This window comes from Kocuria sp. CPCC 205263 (genome assembly GCF_040981075.1).
GTDB lineage: Bacteria > Actinomycetota > Actinomycetes > Actinomycetales > Micrococcaceae > Kocuria > Kocuria rosea.
On record NZ_JAVKPV010000002.1, the window covers coordinates 408,877 to 425,337 of the forward strand.

The window sequence follows — 16,461 nt, forward strand, 5'->3', positions numbered from 1 at the left end:
GTCCCGGCGCGGGGCCGTAGCTCAGCTGGTCAGAGCAGAGGACTCATAATCCTTCGGTCGTGGGTTCAAGCCCCACCGGCCCTACCCGACACCCCTGTCACCGTGCGTCTTCCGGTGGGAGGGGTGCTCCCGTCCGCCTGCCCCGTCCACCGGGTGCGCGTCCCCCGCGGATGTGGTGCACTGGTGGTCCGATCCGCGCACCACCCACCGAGAGGACGCCGAGATGAGCCGACGCACGCCGTGGAGCCACCTGTCCGTCGCCGCCCTGGCGCTCGCCGCACTGACCGGCTGCGACACCACCACCGAGGACCTGGAGGAGGGCGCCGACCAGGTCCAGCAGGAGGTCGAGGAGGGCGCCGACCAGGTCCGGGAGGGCGCTGAGGGGGTCGTCGATGAGGTCGAGCAGGGCGTCGACGACGCTCGGGACGACGAGGGCTGAGCGGCCGCGCGCAGCTGCTCGGGCACGGGGAGCAGCACCGACGGCTCGAGCGCGCCGACGAACTGCAGCGGGTTGACGTAGTCGCCGTCCCGGCGCACGCCCCAGTGCAGACAGGTCCCCGGGCCGCAGTGGTCCCGGCCGCGCAGCACGCCCACGACCTGGCCGCGGTGCACCCGGTCCCCGGGGAGCAGGGACGACTCGACGGGCTCGAAGCTCGAGCGCAGACCCCCGCCGTGGTCGAGCGTGAGCACCGGGCGGTCCACCACGAACCCCACGAAGGCCACCGTTCCCGCGGCCGGGGCGCGCACGGCGGCGCCCTGGCCCGCGTCCAGGTCCACGCCCCGGTGGCCCCGCGCCCACCGCTGGGCGGGCGGGGCCCACTCGCCCACCACGGCCGGCCGCGGCGACAGGGGCCACGCCCACCCCTGGGCCGCCGAGCCGACGGAGGGGAGCAGCGCCCCGAGCACGATCGCGAGCCCCACCACGCCGGCCGGCTCCCTGCCCGCCCTCGGCGTCCCGGTCCGCGCCGCCCCGGCCGGCCCGGTCCGGTCACGGGGCCGGCGCAGGAGACGGAGGAGCGGGGAGGGTCCGGTGGGCATGTCCCGACTGTCCGTCACCGGGGCCGGGCGGAGAGCCGGCCGGCCCCGTACTGTGGACGGTCCCGGGGCCCCTCCGGCAGCCCCCGGCCGCGTGCAGGGCGGACGAGGCCCTTGTAGTACACTCGATCCCGCAGTGTGCTCTGAGGCGCCCCTCGTGGCGCGCCCTCGCGTCCACCCGGACCCGGCCCCGACGCCGGAGCCGACGGCGCGGTGGCGAGCAGCTGACTTCGCGCGCAGCGCCGCCGGGACCTCCCGTCCCGGTCCGGCCGCCCCGGTCCGCGTTCCCCGTCCAGGCGGGGTGCGGCACGGCGGTCGGGAGACGGACCCGCAGGGTCCGTCCACCGCTGCACCAGGGGCTCGTCCGCCGGACGCAGCCGAGAACCGAACCCGCGGGCCGGGCGTCGTCGCACGCCCTCCCGCACGAGAGACCAGGAGACGACATGTCCGTCGTTACCATGCGCCAGCTCCTCGACAGCGGCGTGCACTTCGGCCACCAGACCCGCCGGTGGAACCCGAAGATGAAGCGCTTCATCTTCACCGAGCGCAACGGCATCTACATCATCGACCTCCAGCAGTCGCTGTCCTTCATCGACCGCGCCTACGAGGCCGTCAAGACCACCGTGGCCCACGGCGGCACCATCCTCTTCGTCGGCACCAAGAAGCAGGCCCAGGAGGCCATCGCCGAGCAGGCCACCCGCGTGGGCATGCCCTACGTGAACCACCGCTGGCTCGGCGGCATGCTCACGAACTTCGCCACGGTCTCCAAGCGCATCGAGCGCATGAAGGAGCTCGAGGAGATCGACTTCGACGACGTCGCCGGCTCGCAGTACACGAAGAAGGAGCTCCTGCTCCTGCGCCGCGAGAAGGAGAAGCTGGAGCGCACCCTCGGCGGCATCCGCAACCTGACCAAGGCCCCCTCTCTGATCTGGATCGTGGACACCAAGAAGGAGCACCTCGCGGTGGACGAGGCCCAGAAGCTGGGCATCCCGGTCGTCGCGATCCTCGACACCAACTGCGACCCCGACGAGGTCGCCTTCCCGATTCCGGGCAACGACGACGCCATCCGCTCCGTCAACCTGCTGACCCGCGTGATCGCCGACGCCGTGGCCGAGGGTCTCATGGAGCGCCACAACAAGAAGTCCGGCGGCGCCGACCAGGCCGCCGAGCCGATGGCCGAGTGGGAGCGCGAGCTGCTCGAGCAGCACGCCGCCGAGCAGACCGCCGCGACCGAGGCGCCGGCCGAGACCGCAGCCCCGGCCGAGGCCGAGACCGCCGCCGCGACCGAGGCCCCGGCCGAGACCGAGGCTCCCGCCGAGGCCCCGGCCGAGACCGAGACCGCCGCCGAGTAGTCTCCGTCCACCGTCCGTTTCCCCCGGCGGGGCACCGTCCCCGCCCGAGGCCGGCCGGGGCGGGCCCGTGCCCGCCCCGGCCGGCACCACCGACCGAGTGAGGAGTTTCCATGGCGAACTACACCGCCACCGAGATCAAGGCCCTGCGTGAGCGCACCGGCGCCGGCATGCTGGACGTCAAGAAGGCGCTCGACGAGGCCGACGGCGACCTCCAGAAGGCGCAGGAGATCATCCGCGTCAAGGGCCTCAAGGGCGTCACCAAGCGCGAGGGCCGGGCCACGGCCGAGGGCCTCGTCGCCGCGCGCGTCGAGGGCACCGTCGGGTACATGGTCGAGGTTAACTCCGAGACCGACTTCGTGGCGAAGTCCGCCCCGTTCGTCGAGTTCGGCAATAAGGTGCTCGACGCCGCCGTGGCCGCCGACGCCACCACGCTCGAGTCCCTCATGGACGCCCAGGTCGACGGCAAGGCCGTCTCCGAGCTCGTCACCGAGACCGGTGCCCTGCTCGGCGAGAAGGTTGTCGTCCGGCGCATCGCCCGCGTCGAGGGCGACAGCGTGGCCGTCTACCTGCACAAGACCTCCAAGGACCTCCCGGCGCAGGTCGGCGTGCTGCTGGCCGTGGCCGGTGCCGACGCCGGGCAGGTCGCCCACGACGTCGCCGTGCACATCGCCGCGATGTCCCCGACGTTCCTCTCCCAGGAGGACGTGCCCGCCGAGACCGTCGAGTCGGAGAAGCGCGTCGCCGAGGAGACGGCCCGCGCCGAGGGCAAGCCGGAGAAGATCCTGCCGAACATCATCAACGGCCGCCTCAAGGGCTACTTCAAGGACGTCGTCCTGCTGGACCAGGACTTCGCCAAGGACTCCAAGAAGACCGTCGGCAAGGTGCTCGAGGAGGCCGGTGCGACCGCCACGGCCTTCGCCCGCTTCCGCGTCGGCGCCTGACCGGTCCTCTCCCGGGCGCCCGGCGCCCGCTCGCTACGGAGGCGTTCCTGCACGGCAGGGGCGCCTCCGTCGTCGTTCCCGGTCCCGCCTGCGACGACGCCCTCGAGGCCCCGGGGGCCGGCGCCCGGGGGCGGACGCGTTCTGTATGCTGAGGGAGGCCCGCCCCCCGCGCCAGCTGCACCCTCGCGGGGCCGAGCCGGTCCACGCAGCTCCGTCGTCGCCGGGAGGAACCATGCCCACCACTTCTGCCTCCGAGATCAAGGACGAGGCCCTGCGCCTGAGCAGGGACCCCCGGGTCGCCCCCGCCCGCCGCCGGGTGCTGCTGAAGCTCTCGGGCGAGGTCTTCGGCGGCGGCTCCATCGGGGTGGACACGCGCGTGGTCCGCGACATCGCCGAGCAGATCGCGGCCACCGTGGGCCAGGTCGAGACCGCCATCGTGGTGGGCGGCGGCAACTTCTTCCGCGGCGCGGAGCTCTCCCAGGCCGGCATGGACCGCTCCCGTGCGGACTACATGGGGATGCTCGGCACCGTCATGAACTGTCTGGCCCTGCAGGACTTCCTCGAGCAGTGCGGGGTCGACACCCGGGTGCAGTCCGCGATCAAGATGGAGCAGGTGGCCGAGGTCTACATCCCGCGCCGGGCCATCCGGCACATGGAGAAGGACCGCGTCGTGATCTTCGGCGCCGGCGCCGGGCTGCCCTACTTCTCCACCGACACCGTCGCGGCCCAGCGGGCCCTGGAGGTCCACGCGGACGAGGTCCTCATGGCGAAGAACGGGGTGGACGGCGTCTACACCGCGGACCCCCGCACGAACCCGGACGCCCAGCGGCTGTCCACCCTCACCTACGGCGAGGCCCTCGCCCGCGACATCCGGGTCATGGACCAGACGGCCTTCAGCCTGTGCCGCGACAACGACGTGACGATGCGCGTGTTCGGCATGGAGGGCGAGGGCAACGTCACCCGCGCGATCCTCGGGGAGCAGATCGGCACCCTCGTCACCGCGTGAGCCGGTGCCGGGCGGCCCCCGGTTAGACTGGGGCGAGCACGGCCGGGCGGCGTGGTTCCCGCGCGGCGACCGGCCGAACCGACACCGCGCGGAGGACTCCGTGCGACACGACGAAGGAGCCCCTACGTGATCTCAGAGACCATGTCCGAAGCGAAGACCAAGATGGGCAAAGCCGTGGAGGGCGCCAAGGAGGACTTCGCCGCGATCCGCACGGGCCGGGCCAACCCCTCCCTCTTCTCGAGCGTGCTGGTCGAGTACTACGGCACTCCCACCCCGCTCCAGCAGCTCGCCTCCTTCCAGAACCCCGAGGCCCGCACGCTGCTCATCACGCCGTACGACCGCTCCGCCCTCAACGACATCGAGAAGGCGCTGCGCAACTCGGACATCGGGGCGAACCCCGCCAACGACGGCAACGTCATCCGCGTGGTCATGCCGGAGCTGACGCAGGAGCGGCGCAAGGAGTACGTCAAGGTCGTCGGGCACAAGGCCGAGGAGGCGCGCGTCTCCGTGCGCAACATCCGCCGGCACGCCAAGGACCAGATCGAGAAGGCCGTCAAGGACGGCGACATCGGCGAGGACGAGGGCAAGCGCGCCGAGAAGGACCTCGACGCCGCGACCAAGAAGCACATCGACCAGATCGACGAGATGCTCAAGAACAAGGAAGCGGAGCTGCTGCAGGTCTGATGCCGGACCAGCCTCGACCGCACCAGGAGACGAAGGCTTCCCCGGGAACCGCCGGGGGGGCCTTCTCCCCGCGTGCCCGGCCGGCGCCCGTCCGAGCCGGCGCCGCGACGACCCCGGGCACGCCGGGGCGCCGGCACACCGCCCCCTCCCGCGCCGGCCGGAACCTGCCGGCCGCCGTGGGCGTCGCCGTGGTGCTCATCGGGACCCTGCTCGTCGGGCTGTTCGTCCAGCCCCTCGTCCTGGCGCTCTTCGCCGGGACGGCGGCGGGGATCGGCGTCTGGGAGGTCGGCCGGTCCCTGCGCTACCGCGGCATCGTCATCCCGCGCGTCCCGGCGGTGACCGCGGGCGTGCTGATGCCGGTCGCCGCGTTCGCCGGTGGCGGCGAGGCGCTGATGATGGCCGTGATCGTGGGGCTGACGCTCGTGATCGTCTGGCGGGCCCTGGGGGGCCGGGACGGCATGATCCTGTCCATCATGGGCTCCGTGTTCGCCCTGGTCTGGGTGGGCTTCCTGCTGAGCATCGCCCTGCTGCTCTACCACACCGAGGCGGGCCCCCTGAAGGTGCTCACGGTCATCCTGCTGGCCGTCGGCTCGGACACGTGCGGCTACGCCGTGGGCGTGGTCTGGGGCCGCCACCCCATGGCGCCGCGGATCAGCCCCAAGAAGTCCTGGGAGGGCTTCGCCGGGTCGCTGGGCGGCTCGGTGCTGATCGGCGTCCTGTGCGCCGTGCTGCTGCTCGACCACGCCTGGTGGGAGGGCGCCGTGCTCGCCGCGGTGCTCGTGCTCGCCGCCACCCTCGGCGACTTCTCCGAGTCCATGGTCAAGCGCGAGCTGGGGATCAAGGACATGGGGACCCTCCTGCCCGGCCACGGGGGCGTGATGGACCGGATCGACTCCATCCTCTTCGCCGTCCCCGCCGGGTACCTGCTCTTCGAGCTCTTCGCCGCGAGCGCCTGAGCCCGGCGTCCCGGACCCGCAGCCCATGTCTCCTGACCGCCCCGGAGCCCGGCCGGCCACCGCCCGCATCCCGCGGTGCGCCGAGGTTGAGCACGGCTACGACGTCGTCCAGGTGGACGACCTCCTGGCAGCCGTGCACGCGGCCCTGCAGGACGCGCCGCCCGGTCCCGGACCGGCGCACCGGTCCGGGGCCGTGCTGAGCACGCAGGTGCGCGCTGCCGTCTTCGCCGACGCGCGGGGCGGCTACCGGCCGGAGGCCGTCGACGGGCTGCTGGACGCGGCCGAGGACGCGCTGGCCGCGGCCGAGCGCGAGCAGTGCCTGCGCGACCGGGGCCCCGAGGCCTGGCAGGAGGACGTCGACGCCCTGACCCGGTTGCTCCGGAACCGTCTCGACCGGCCGCGCACGCAGCGCTTCCGGCGCCCCTCCCGGCCGCGGGCCCAGGGCTACTCCGCGGCCCACGTGGACGTCCTCTGCGAGCGCCTGGGCGCCCGACTCGAAGGCACCGCGGACCTCGCGCCGGCCGAGCTGCGCCGGGCCGTGTTCCCGCCCGCACAGGGGGAGCGCAGCTACGAGGAGCAGCAGGTGGACGCCTTCCTGGACCGCGCCGTCCAGTTGCTCCTGGCCTCTCGCTGAAACAGGCTCCCCGAAGCCTCTGTGTATACATGCTGGACCGGGCCTCGTCCAGAAACGCCGTTCCGTGTTCATCCTGACCCCCGGAAAGCAACTTTTGGGTGTCACGCCTTGCTCCTGTGCATACAACGGCCTAGTGTGGGCCACATCACATGAGGAGGTAGCCCATGTCCACCCAGCCACCCATCGACGCCGACGACCTCGTCGCCGACATCGACTTCCCCGCGGCCCAGCGGTCGCCAGAGTTCCAGGAGCTGCGGAAGACCCATCGCGGCTTCGTCTTCCCGCTCGCCGTCGCCTTCCTGGTCTGGTACCTGCTGTACGTGGTGCTCGCCATGTACGCGCCGCAGCTGTTCGCCATCCGGGTCATCGGCAACGTCAACCTCGGCGTCGTCCTGGGCCTGCTCCAGTTCGTCACGACCTTTGCCATCACGGGGGCCTACGTGTCCTTCGCCAACCGCAAGCTGGACCCGAAGGCCACGGCCATCCGGGAGCGTCTCGAGCCCAGCCTCGGCACCACCGGCGGCGTCCACGGACAGGAGAACTGACCGATGCACCAGCTGCACACCGCGCTCGCGCCCATGACGGCCGCCACCACGGAGACGGTCGGCACGCCCTGGATCAACATCTCCATCTTCGGCGCGTTCGTCGTCGTCACGATGGTCATCGTCCTCCGCGCCTCGAAGTCCACGTCCACGGCGGCCGACTACTACGCCGGCGGCCGCGGCTTCAGCGGCACCCAGAACGGCCTGGCCATCGCGGGCGACTACCTCTCGGCGGCGTCCTTCCTGGGCATCGTGGGCGCGATCGCCCTCCAGGGCTACGACGGGTTCCTCTACTCCATCGGCTTCCTCGTGGCCTGGCTCGTGGCGCTGCTGCTGATCGCCGAGCTGCTGCGCAACACCGGCAAGTTCACGATGGCGGACGTCCTGTCCTTCCGCCTGCGCCAGCGCCCCGTGCGCGTCGCGGCGTCCATCTCCACCCTCGCCGTGTCCGCGTTCTACCTGCTGGCCCAGATGGCGGGCGCCGGTGCGCTGGTGTCGCTGCTGCTGGGCATCGGCTCGAGGGCCGGGCAGTCCCTCGTGATCGTGGTCGTGGGCGTGCTCATGATCGTCTACGTCCTCGTGGGCGGGATGAAGGGCACCACCTACGTGCAGATCATCAAGGCGGTTCTCCTGGTCTCCGGCGTGGCGGTCATGACCGTGTGGATCCTGGCGCTCTACGGCTTCAACTTCTCCTCCCTGCTCGGTGACGCGGTCGCCGTCTCCGGCAACCCGGCCATCCTGGAGCCCGGCCTGAAGTACGGCGTGAGCGAGACCAGCAAGCTGGACTTCATCTCCCTGGGACTGGCCCTCGTCTTCGGCGCGGCGGGTCTGCCCCACGTGCTGATGCGCTTCTACACGGTGCCCACGGCCAAGGAGGCCCGCACCTCGGTGGTCTGGGCGATCGCCCTGATCGGCCTGTTCTACCTCTTCACCCTCATCCTGGGCTTCGGCGCGGCTGCCCTCATCGGCGCCGAGCGGATCCAGGCGGCTCCCGGCGGCGTGAACTCCGCTGCCCCGCTGCTGGCCTTCGAGCTCGGCGGGTCCCTGCTAATGGGCGTCATCGCGGCGGTGGCCTTCGCCACGATCCTCGCGGTCGTCGCCGGCCTGGCCATCACCGCCTCGGCCTCGTTCGCCCACGACATCTACACCAGCGTGATCAAGAAGGGGAACTCCGATCCCCGCAAGGAGCTGAAGGTCGCGAAGACCACGGTGGTGGTCATCGGTCTCGTCTCCATCGCGGGCGGCATCGGCGCCCAGGGCCAGAACGTCGCGTTCCTCGTGGCGCTCGCCTTCGCGGTCGCGGCCTCGGCGAACCTGCCGACCATCCTGTACTCCCTGTACTGGCGTCGCTTCACCACCCGGGGCGCGGTCTGGTCCATGTACGGCGGCCTGATCATCTCGGTGGGCCTCATCGTCTTCTCCCCGGTCATGTCCGGCACCGAGACGTCGATGATCCCGACGGCCGACTTCGCGTGGTTCCCGCTGCAGAACCCGGGCATCGTCTCGATCCCGGCCTCCTTCCTGCTCGGCTTCATCGGTTCCATGACGGAGCGCCGTCTCGAGGACCCGATCAAGCAGTCCGAGATGGAGGTGCGCTCCCTCACAGGCATCGGCGCCGAGAAGCCCGTCGCCCACTGACGGATTCCCCGCTCCCACCTGGGAGGATCCACCGGCCCGCCCGAAGCCCCGGCTTCCGGCGGGCCGGTCTGCGTCCGGGGGGAACGCGTCGATTGGCTAACGGGAACAGACAGGCGGCTGACCGTCGGCTAGGGTGAAGCGCAGAAGCAACCTCAGGGTATTCCTGGGATACTCGCCGGTTGCGTACAATAAAAGTCCCTCCCGGGACGGATAAGGAGCCATCATGGGAATCATCAGCTGGATCATCCTCGGCCTCATCGCCGGCGCCCTCGCCAAGCTCATCATGCCCGGCAGCCAGGGTGGTGGCATCATCGTCACGATCGTGCTCGGCATCGTGGGGGCCCTCCTCGGAGGCTTCCTCGGCTCGCTGATCGGCATCGGGGACCTGGAGTCCGCGTTCGACATCGGCACCATCATCACCGCCGTCGTGGGAGCCCTCATCGTGCTCTTCATCTGGGGTGCGGTCTCCGGCCGCAAGGGTCGCGCCACGCGCTGATCCCACCCCCGTCGGTCGCCGAGGCCCCGTCCACCGTTCCCGGTGGACGGGGCCTCGGCCCGTTCCTGGCCGGCCGCAGGCACCCCCGGGGCGCGGCACCGGGGACGGCCGCTGGTGGATACTGGGGCCATGACGCCCCCCGCCGCCTCGCCCCGCACCCGCCCGACACCCGAGCTGCGCGCCCTGGCCGCCGCCGGCCCCCGCCGGATCAGCGTCCTCGGCTCGACGGGCTCGATCGGCACCCAGGCGCTCGACGTCGTGCGGGCCGCCCGCGAGCTCGAGGGCGCGGACCCGTTCACCGTGGTCGCCCTCGCCGCCGGACCGCGGCACCTCGAGCTCCTCGCCGAGCAGGCCCTCGAGACCCGCGCCGCGCTCGTGGCGACCAGCGGCACCGCCCAGGACGCCGCCCGGCTGGCCGGCCTCATCGCGGACCGGGCCGCGTCCGCCGGGGCCGGGGGATACCGCCCGGACGTCGTGCACGGGCCCGACGCCGCGTCCGTGGCCGCCGCCCACCCCGACGCCGACCTCGTGCTCAACGGGATCACCGGCTCCATCGGCCTCGCCCCCACGCTGGCGGCGCTGCGGGCCGGGCACCGGCTCGCCCTGGCGAACAAGGAGTCCCTGATCGCCGGCGGCGCCCTGGTCAAGGCCGCCGCCGCGGCCACCGGGGACCCGGACGCTTTGATTCCCGTGGACTCCGAGCACTCCGCGCTGGCGCAGGCGCTGCGCGGCGGCACCGCCGGGGAGGTGGACCGGCTCGTGCTGACGGCCTCCGGCGGGCCCTTCCGCGGCCGGTCCCGGGCGGAGCTCGAGGGGGTCACGCCCCGGGACGCGCTGCGCCACCCGACGTGGGACATGGGCCTGATGGTGACGACCAACTCGGCGACCATGGTGAACAAGGCCCTCGAGGTGCTCGAGGCCCACCTGCTCTTCGACGTGCCCCTCGAGCGCATCGACGTGGTGGTCCACCCCCAGTCGGTCGTGCACTCCATGGTCCAGTTCGTGGACGGCTCCACCCTCGCCCAGGCCTCGCCCCCGGACATGCGCCTGCCCATCGCCCTCGGTCTGGCCTGGCCGCACCGGGTGCCCGGGGCCGCCCTGCCGTGCGACTGGACGCGCGCCACGGAGTGGACCTTCGAGCCCCTCGACCCGGTGGCGTTCCCCGCTGTCGAGCTCCTCAAGGCGGCGGGGGAGCGGGGCGGGACCTTCCCCGCCGTGTTCAACGCGGCCAACGAGGAGGCGGTGCACGCCTTCCACGACGGCCGGATCCGGTTCCCCGCCATCGTGGACACGGTCGAGGCGGTGCTGGGCGAGCACGACGACGACGCCCCGCTGGAGCTCGAGGCCGTGCTGGCGGCCGAGCGCTGGGCCCGCGGGCGGGCCCGCGTGGTCCTCGCCCACTGACGGGGCCGGGCCCGGCCCCGCCGCACGTGCTAGTCTGTCGGGCGGATGACGAGTCCCAGCGTGCAGCCCTGGCTTGCTGGGCGGCAACCCTCTCCCGTAGTGGGGTGCCCCAGGTGAACCATCCGGCACCGGCCGACGACGGCCGGCGGCAAGTACGGTCCGACCGCGCACGCGCCCTCCGGCGCGCCCTCGACCGTGGCCGCCGGACCCGTTGGCCCCGGTGGAGACCTCCGACACCCCGGACCCACGGAAAGGCACCACATGCGATCGCAGCGCCTCCCCTTCCTCGCCCTCGCCACGACCCTCGGCCTCGCCCTCACCGCCTGCGGCGGTTCCGCCGGGGAGTCCTCCGGCGAGGGCGTGCTCGCCGACGACAAGGTCACCATCGGCGTGGTGGGCACCGACCCGACCCACGACGCCCTCCAGCGGGTGGCCGAGGAGCAGGGCATCACCGTCGAGTACGTCGACTTCTCCGACTACAACCAGCCGAACCCCGCCACCGAGTCCGGTGACGTGGAGATGACCTGGTTCCAGCACGTCCCGTTCCTCGCCGACTACAACAACGCGGCCGGGGGCTCCATCACCCCGATCGGCTCGACATCGATCTACCCGCTGGGCCTGTACTCCAACCAGTACGACTCCGTGGAGCAGTTCCAGGAGGGCGACGAGATCGCGGTGCCCAACGACGCCGTGAACCTCTCCCGGGCCCTGCTCGTGCTCGAGGCCGCAGGTCTCGTGGAGCTGACCGGCGACACCCTCATCCCCACCGAGCTCGACGTCGACACCGAGGCCTCCACGGTGCGCGTCACCCCGGTCTCCGCGGAGCAGACGGTGCTCTCGCTCGACTCGGTGGCCGGCTCGGTCATCAACAACGACTTCCTCTCGCGGGCCGACATCGACCCGCAGTCCGCGCTCGCCCAGGACGACCCCGAGTCCGAGGGCTCCCGTGCCTACGTCAACCTCTTCACCACCACGGAGGAGCTCGCCGACGACGAGACCCTCCGGCAGGTCGCGGCCCTCTACCACGAGCAGGCCGTGATCGACGCCGAGATGGAGGAGACCAAGGACACCGCCGTGCCGCTGCAGCTGGAGCCGGAGGAGCTCCAGGAGCTGACCGCGCGCTACCAGCAGGAGCTGAAGGACCAGGAGCAGTGAGCGCGGCGGTCCCCGCCGGGCCGTCCGCACCCGGGCGCCCGGACGAGGTGCTCGTCTCCTTCCGCAACGTCTCCAAGACCTTCCGCACCGGCTCGGGGCGGGCGGCGCGCGAGGTGCTCGCGGTCGACGACGTCACCCTCGACGTCCGCCGCGGCGAGATCTTCGGCGTGATCGGCTACTCCGGGGCGGGCAAGTCCACTCTCGTGCGCCTGATCAACGGGCTCGAGCCCGTGTCCTCGGGTTCCCTGACCGTGGAGGGCTTCGAGGTGGCCGGCCGGCGCGAGACCGAGCTGGCGCCCGTGCGGCAGGAGATCGGGATGATCTTCCAGCAGTTCAACCTCTTCACCTCCCGCACCGTCGCCGGCAACGTCGAGTACCCGCTCAAGCGGGCCGGCTGGCCGAAGGAGAAGCGCCGGGCGCGGGTGGCCGAGCTGCTCGAGTTCGTTGGCCTCGCCGCCCGCGCCGGCAACTACCCGGAGCAGCTCTCCGGCGGGCAGAAGCAGCGCGTGGGCATCGCCCGCGCCCTGGCGACCAGCCCGAAGCTGCTCCTGGCCGACGAGTCGACGAGCGCCCTCGACCCGGAGACCACGCAGGAGGTGCTGCAGGTGCTGCAGCGGGTCAACCGGGAGCTCGGGATCACAATCGTGATCATCACCCACGAGATGGACGTGGTCCGCGCGATCGCCGACCGCGTGGCCGTGATGCAGGACGGGAAGGTCGTGGAGCACGGCTCCACCGTGGACATCTTCGCCCGGCCCCGCACCGAGACCGCCCGCCGCTTCGTCTCCTCCGTCCTGCACTCGGTGCCCGACGCCCGCGAGGTCGAGCGGCTGCGCCGCGCCCACCGGGGGCGCCTGGTGATCGTGGACGTCGGCGACGGCGTGGACATCGGCGGGGTGCTCTCGGACGGCGCCGCCCGCGGGGTCCGCTTCACCATCGCCTACGGCGGGATCAGCGTGCTCCAGGAGCAGTCGTTCGGGTCCCTGACCTTCGAGCTGACCGGTGCGGACACGGCCGTGCAGGCCGTGGTCGACGAGATGTCTCGCATCACGACCCTGAGAGAGGTGGCCGCGTGAACGACTGGTCCGTCCTGGGACCCGAGCTGCTGTCCGCGCTCGGGGAGACCCTCTACATGGTGGCCGTCACGCTGCTGCTCGCCGGCCTGCTCGGTCTGCTCGTGGGCGTCGGCCTCTACGTCACCCGCCGGGGCAACATCCTGGAGAACCGGGCGGTGCACGAGGGCCTCAACCTCGTGGTGAACTTCGTCCGGCCGATCCCGTTCATCATCCTGCTGGCCGCGCTGGGACCGGTGACCCAGGGGGTCGTCGGGACCCGGCTGGGACCCAACGCCGCGATCTTCGCGATGACCATCGGGGCCATGTTCGCGGTGGCGCGCATCGTCGAGCAGAACCTCATGAGCGTGGACCCCGGCGTCGTGGAGGCGGCCCGCTCCATGGGCGTCTCCCGCGGCCGCATCATCACCACGGTGATCCTGCCCGAGGCGCTGGGCCCCCTGGTGCTCGGCTACACCTTCCTGGTCATCGGCATCACGGACATGTCGGCGATGGCCGGGGCCATCGGCGCCGGCGGCCTGGGCGACTTCGCCCTGCGCCTGGGCTACCAGCGGTTCAACGACGAGGTCACGTGGGCGGCGGTCGCCGTCATCGTGGTCCTGGTCCAGCTCGTGCAGGTGGTGGGCAACCGGCTGGCGCGCCGGATCCTGCGCCGCTGAGGCGCCCCGCCCCGCAGCCCTCCGACGGCCGGTGCGCCTCCCTCCCAGGAGGGCACCGGCCGTCGTCGTGCCCTGTGGTGCGCCCGGTGCCCGACGCCCAGGATCGTGGTGCAGACTGGTCCTCGCCGTGCCGAGCGCACGGCCCCGACGTCCCCGGCGCCCGCCGGGGTCCCTCGACGATCCCGGGAGGTCCGACGGATGGGTGTCGTGCTGTTCCTCGTGGGCGTGCTGCTGGCCGCCGCCGCCATCGCGGTCTCCATCGCCCTCCACGAGATCGGCCACCTCGTGCCGGCCAAGCTCTTCGGCGTGCGCGTCACGCAGTACATGGTCGGCTTCGGGCGCACCGTGTTCTCCCGCCGGCGCGGCGAGACGGAGTACGGGCTCAAAGCGGTCCCGCTGGGCGGCTACATCTCCATGGTGGGGATGTACCCGCCGGCGCGCGCAGGCTCGACGGCCCGCGCCTCGAGCACCGGCGTGTTCCAGCAGATGGCGGCCGAGGCCCGCGGCGGCGCCGCGGACCAGCTCCTCCCCGGGGACGAGGACCGCGTGTTCTACCGGCTGCCCGTGTGGAAGCGGATCGTGATCATGCTCGGCGGCCCGGTGATGAACCTCCTGCTCGGAACCCTGTGCCTGGCCGTCCTGCTCTCCGGCTTCGGGACGGCGACGCCCACCACGACGGTCGCGTGGGTGTCCGAGTGCGTGGTGGCCGCGGAGCGCCAGGCCGCCGGGCAGACCGAGTGCCGGCCGGAGGACCCCCAGGCCCCCGCGAACGCCGCCGGGCTGCGCCCCGGGGACGTCGTCACGGCCGTCGACGGCGCCCCGGTCGGCTCCTGGGACGAGCTCACCGCCCGGATCCGGGACCGGGCCGGCGAACGGATCCCGGTGGTGGTCGAGCGGGACAGCCGGACCGTGTCCGCGGCGCTGACCCCCATTCTGTCCTCGCGCCCCGTGCTGGACGACTCCGGCGCCGCCGTGACCGGCGAGGACGGCGCCCCCCGCTACGAGGAGGTCGGGTTCATCGGCATCAGCCCCACGAGCGAGCCCGTCCGGCAGCCGCTGACCGCGGTGCCCGGGGCGGTGCTCGACGGGCTGCAGCAGATCGCCGGGGTGGTCCTGCACCTGCCGCAGCGGATCTACGAGGTGGGGGAGGCGGCGTTCTCCGACGCGCCCCGGGACCCGGACGGGCCGATCTCCGTGGTGGGGGTCGGCCGGATCTCGGGGGAGATCGCCGCGCACGAGGAGATCGCGCTGCGGGACAAGGCCGCCTCCCTCGTGGGCCTGGTCGGCTCCGTCAACCTGGCCCTGTTCGTCTTCAACCTGCTGCCGCTGCTGCCGCTCGACGGCGGGCACGTCGCCGGGGCGCTGTGGGAGGCGCTGCGCCGGGGGAGCGCCCGGCTGCTCGGCCGCCGCGACCCCGGCCCGTTCGACCCCGCCCGGCTGCTGCCGGTGACCTACGCGGTGGCCGTGCTGATGATCGGGATGTCCGTGCTGCTGATCTACGCGGACATCGTCAAACCGGTCCGGCTGTTCTGAGTCCGGGCCGGCCGGCGCGCCTCCGGGGCCGGCGGGCGTTCGGCGTGGGAGGAATTGCACTCCCGGCACCGGGGTCCGCCCCGGAGCATGGGGCACAATGGGAACCGGCGACGGGCCCGGCCAGCCGGTCCCGGCGCCACCGCTCCAGCTCCTGCCCTCGATTCCTCGGAGGAACTCCTTGACCCCGGTCAGCCTCGGCATGCCCGCCGCGCCCCAGCCCGTCCTCTCCCCGCGCCGGAAGACCCGGCAGATCCGGGTGGGGTCCGTGGGCGTCGGCTCCGACTCGCCGGTGAGCGTGCAGTCCATGACGACCACCCCCACCACGGACATCAACGCCACCCTGCAGCAGATCGCCGAGCTCAACGCCACCGGGTGCGACATCGTCCGGGTGGCGTGCCCGTCCCAGGACGACGCCGACGCCCTGCCGATCATCGCCATGAAGTCCCCGATCCCGGTGATCGCGGACATCCACTTCCAGCCGAAGTACGTCTACGCGGCCATCGAGGCCGGGTGTGCGGCCGTGCGCGTGAACCCGGGCAACATCCGCAAGTTCGACGACCAGGTCGGCCAGATCGCCCGCGAGGCCAAGGCCGCCGGGGTGTCCATCCGGATCGGTGTGAACGCGGGCTCCCTCGATCAGCGGATCATGGACAAGTACGGCAAGGCCACGCCCGAGGCGCTCGTCGAGTCCGCCGTGTGGGAGGCGTCCCTGTTCGAGGAGCACGACTTCCACGACTTCAAGATCTCCGTCAAGCACAACGACCCGGTCACCATGGTCCGGGCCTACCAGCTGCTCGCCGAGCGCGGCGACTGGCCCCTGCACCTCGGCGTGACCGAGGCGGGCCCCGCCTTCCAGGGCACCATCAAGTCCGCCACGGCCTTCGGTGCCCTGCTGTCCCAGGGCATCGGGGACACCATCCGGGTCTCCCTCTCGGCGCCGCCGGTCGAGGAGGTCAAGGTCGGCAACCAGATCCTGCAGTCCCTGGGCCTGCGCCCGCGCAAGCTCGAGATCGTCTCCTGTCCCTCCTGCGGCCGCGCGCAGGTCGACGTCTACACGCTCGCGGACGAGGTGACGGCGGGCCTCGAGGGGCTCACCGTTCCGCTGCGGGTGGCCGTGATGGGCTGCGTCGTCAACGGCCCCGGCGAGGCCCGCGAGGCCGACCTCGGCGTGGCCTCCGGCAACGGCAAGGGCCAGATCTTCGTCAAGGGCGAGGTCGTGAAGACCGTCCCCGAGGACCTCATCGTGGAGACGCTGATCGAGGAGGCCAACCGCATCGCCGCCGAGATGGAGACGGACGAGAACGGGGAGACCACGGCGGGCAGCCCCGTCGTGAGCGTCAGCTGACGGGCCGG

16 protein-coding genes, 1 tRNA gene and 1 riboswitch are annotated in these 16,461 nt (G+C 72.3%); of the genes, 16 read left to right on the top strand and 1 reads right to left on the bottom strand.

Going from position 1 to position 16,461, the window contains the following annotated elements:
• Positions 1-10 precede the first annotated feature (10 nt).
• Positions 11-84: transfer RNA gene (locus tag RF647_RS04260), tRNA-Ile, on the top strand.
• Here RF647_RS04260 and RF647_RS04265 read toward each other — a convergent pair.
• A complete protein-coding gene (locus tag RF647_RS04265; protein WP_368810652.1) occupies positions 82-1,038 on the bottom strand; it encodes a M23 family metallopeptidase in 957 nt (318 codons plus the stop codon). The two genes, RF647_RS04260 and RF647_RS04265, sit on opposite strands and share 3 nt — an antisense overlap.
• A 440-nt stretch (positions 1,039-1,478) precedes the next feature.
• Between RF647_RS04265 and rpsB the strand changes: the two genes are divergently transcribed.
• The 15 genes from rpsB (at position 1,479) to ispG (ending at position 16,453) form a co-directional block, all read left to right on the top strand.
• Positions 1,479-2,387: a 30S ribosomal protein S2 gene (gene rpsB, locus RF647_RS04270; RefSeq protein WP_017834129.1), complete on the top strand. Its 909-nt coding sequence runs from the start codon at positions 1,479-1,481 to the stop codon at positions 2,385-2,387.
• Between the two features lie 110 nt (positions 2,388-2,497).
• The gene (gene tsf, locus RF647_RS04275) at positions 2,498-3,328 is read left to right on the top strand and encodes a translation elongation factor Ts (RefSeq protein ID WP_368810653.1); all 831 of its coding nucleotides are present in this window, start codon (positions 2,498-2,500) and stop codon (positions 3,326-3,328) included.
• A gap of 232 nt (positions 3,329-3,560) precedes the next feature.
• Complete coding sequence (pyrH, locus tag RF647_RS04280; RefSeq protein WP_017834131.1) at positions 3,561-4,334, top strand: UMP kinase; 774 nt, start codon at positions 3,561-3,563, stop codon at positions 4,332-4,334.
• A gap of 126 nt (positions 4,335-4,460) precedes the next feature.
• Positions 4,461-5,018: a ribosome recycling factor gene (frr, locus tag RF647_RS04285; RefSeq protein WP_309057665.1), complete on the top strand. Its 558-nt coding sequence runs from the start codon at positions 4,461-4,463 to the stop codon at positions 5,016-5,018.
• Positions 5,018-5,974: a phosphatidate cytidylyltransferase gene (locus RF647_RS04290; protein WP_017834133.1), complete on the top strand. Its 957-nt coding sequence runs from the start codon at positions 5,018-5,020 to the stop codon at positions 5,972-5,974. The genes frr and RF647_RS04290 overlap by 1 nt, the downstream gene beginning before the upstream one ends.
• Before the next feature lie 25 nt (positions 5,975-5,999).
• Entirely contained in the window at positions 6,000-6,608 is a 609-nt protein-coding gene (locus RF647_RS04295) for a DivIVA domain-containing protein (RefSeq protein WP_368810654.1), read from the top strand.
• A gap of 164 nt (positions 6,609-6,772) precedes the next feature.
• Positions 6,773-7,153 carry a DUF485 domain-containing protein gene (locus RF647_RS04300; RefSeq protein ID WP_368810655.1) on the top strand — a complete coding sequence of 127 codons (381 nt, stop codon included), beginning with the start codon at positions 6,773-6,775 and terminating at the stop codon, positions 7,151-7,153.
• Positions 7,154-7,156: 3 nt separating this feature from the next.
• Positions 7,157-8,788: a cation acetate symporter gene (locus RF647_RS04305; RefSeq protein ID WP_368810656.1), complete on the top strand. Its 1,632-nt coding sequence runs from the start codon at positions 7,157-7,159 to the stop codon at positions 8,786-8,788.
• A 223-nt stretch (positions 8,789-9,011) separates the two neighbouring features.
• Positions 9,012-9,284 (top strand): GlsB/YeaQ/YmgE family stress response membrane protein, encoded by a 273-nt coding sequence (locus tag RF647_RS04310; protein ID WP_017834137.1) that lies wholly within the window; start codon positions 9,012-9,014, stop codon positions 9,282-9,284.
• A 129-nt stretch (positions 9,285-9,413) separates the two neighbouring features.
• A complete protein-coding gene (gene dxr, locus RF647_RS04315) occupies positions 9,414-10,688 on the top strand; it encodes a 1-deoxy-D-xylulose-5-phosphate reductoisomerase (protein ID WP_368810657.1) in 1,275 nt (424 codons plus the stop codon).
• Between the two features lie 44 nt (positions 10,689-10,732).
• A riboswitch (SAM riboswitch) is annotated at positions 10,733-10,849 on the top strand.
• 100 nt (positions 10,850-10,949) lie between these two features.
• Positions 10,950-11,843, top strand: a complete 894-nt coding sequence (locus RF647_RS04320; RefSeq protein WP_368810658.1) for a MetQ/NlpA family ABC transporter substrate-binding protein — start codon at positions 10,950-10,952, stop codon at positions 11,841-11,843.
• Positions 11,840-12,919 carry a methionine ABC transporter ATP-binding protein gene (locus RF647_RS04325; protein ID WP_133410456.1) on the top strand — a complete coding sequence of 360 codons (1,080 nt, stop codon included), beginning with the start codon at positions 11,840-11,842 and terminating at the stop codon, positions 12,917-12,919. The genes RF647_RS04320 and RF647_RS04325 overlap by 4 nt, the downstream gene beginning before the upstream one ends.
• A 56-nt stretch (positions 12,920-12,975) precedes the next feature.
• Positions 12,976-13,575 (top strand): methionine ABC transporter permease, encoded by a 600-nt coding sequence (locus RF647_RS04330; RefSeq protein ID WP_081615817.1) that lies wholly within the window; start codon positions 12,976-12,978, stop codon positions 13,573-13,575.
• A gap of 198 nt (positions 13,576-13,773) precedes the next feature.
• Positions 13,774-15,108, top strand: a complete 1,335-nt coding sequence (locus RF647_RS04335) for an RIP metalloprotease (RefSeq protein WP_368810659.1) — start codon at positions 13,774-13,776, stop codon at positions 15,106-15,108.
• 178 nt (positions 15,109-15,286) lie between these two features.
• Positions 15,287-16,453, top strand: coding sequence for a flavodoxin-dependent (E)-4-hydroxy-3-methylbut-2-enyl-diphosphate synthase (gene ispG, locus RF647_RS04340; protein WP_133410454.1), 1,167 nt, complete (start codon positions 15,287-15,289; stop codon positions 16,451-16,453).
• The last annotated feature ends 8 nt before the right edge of the window (positions 16,454-16,461 follow it).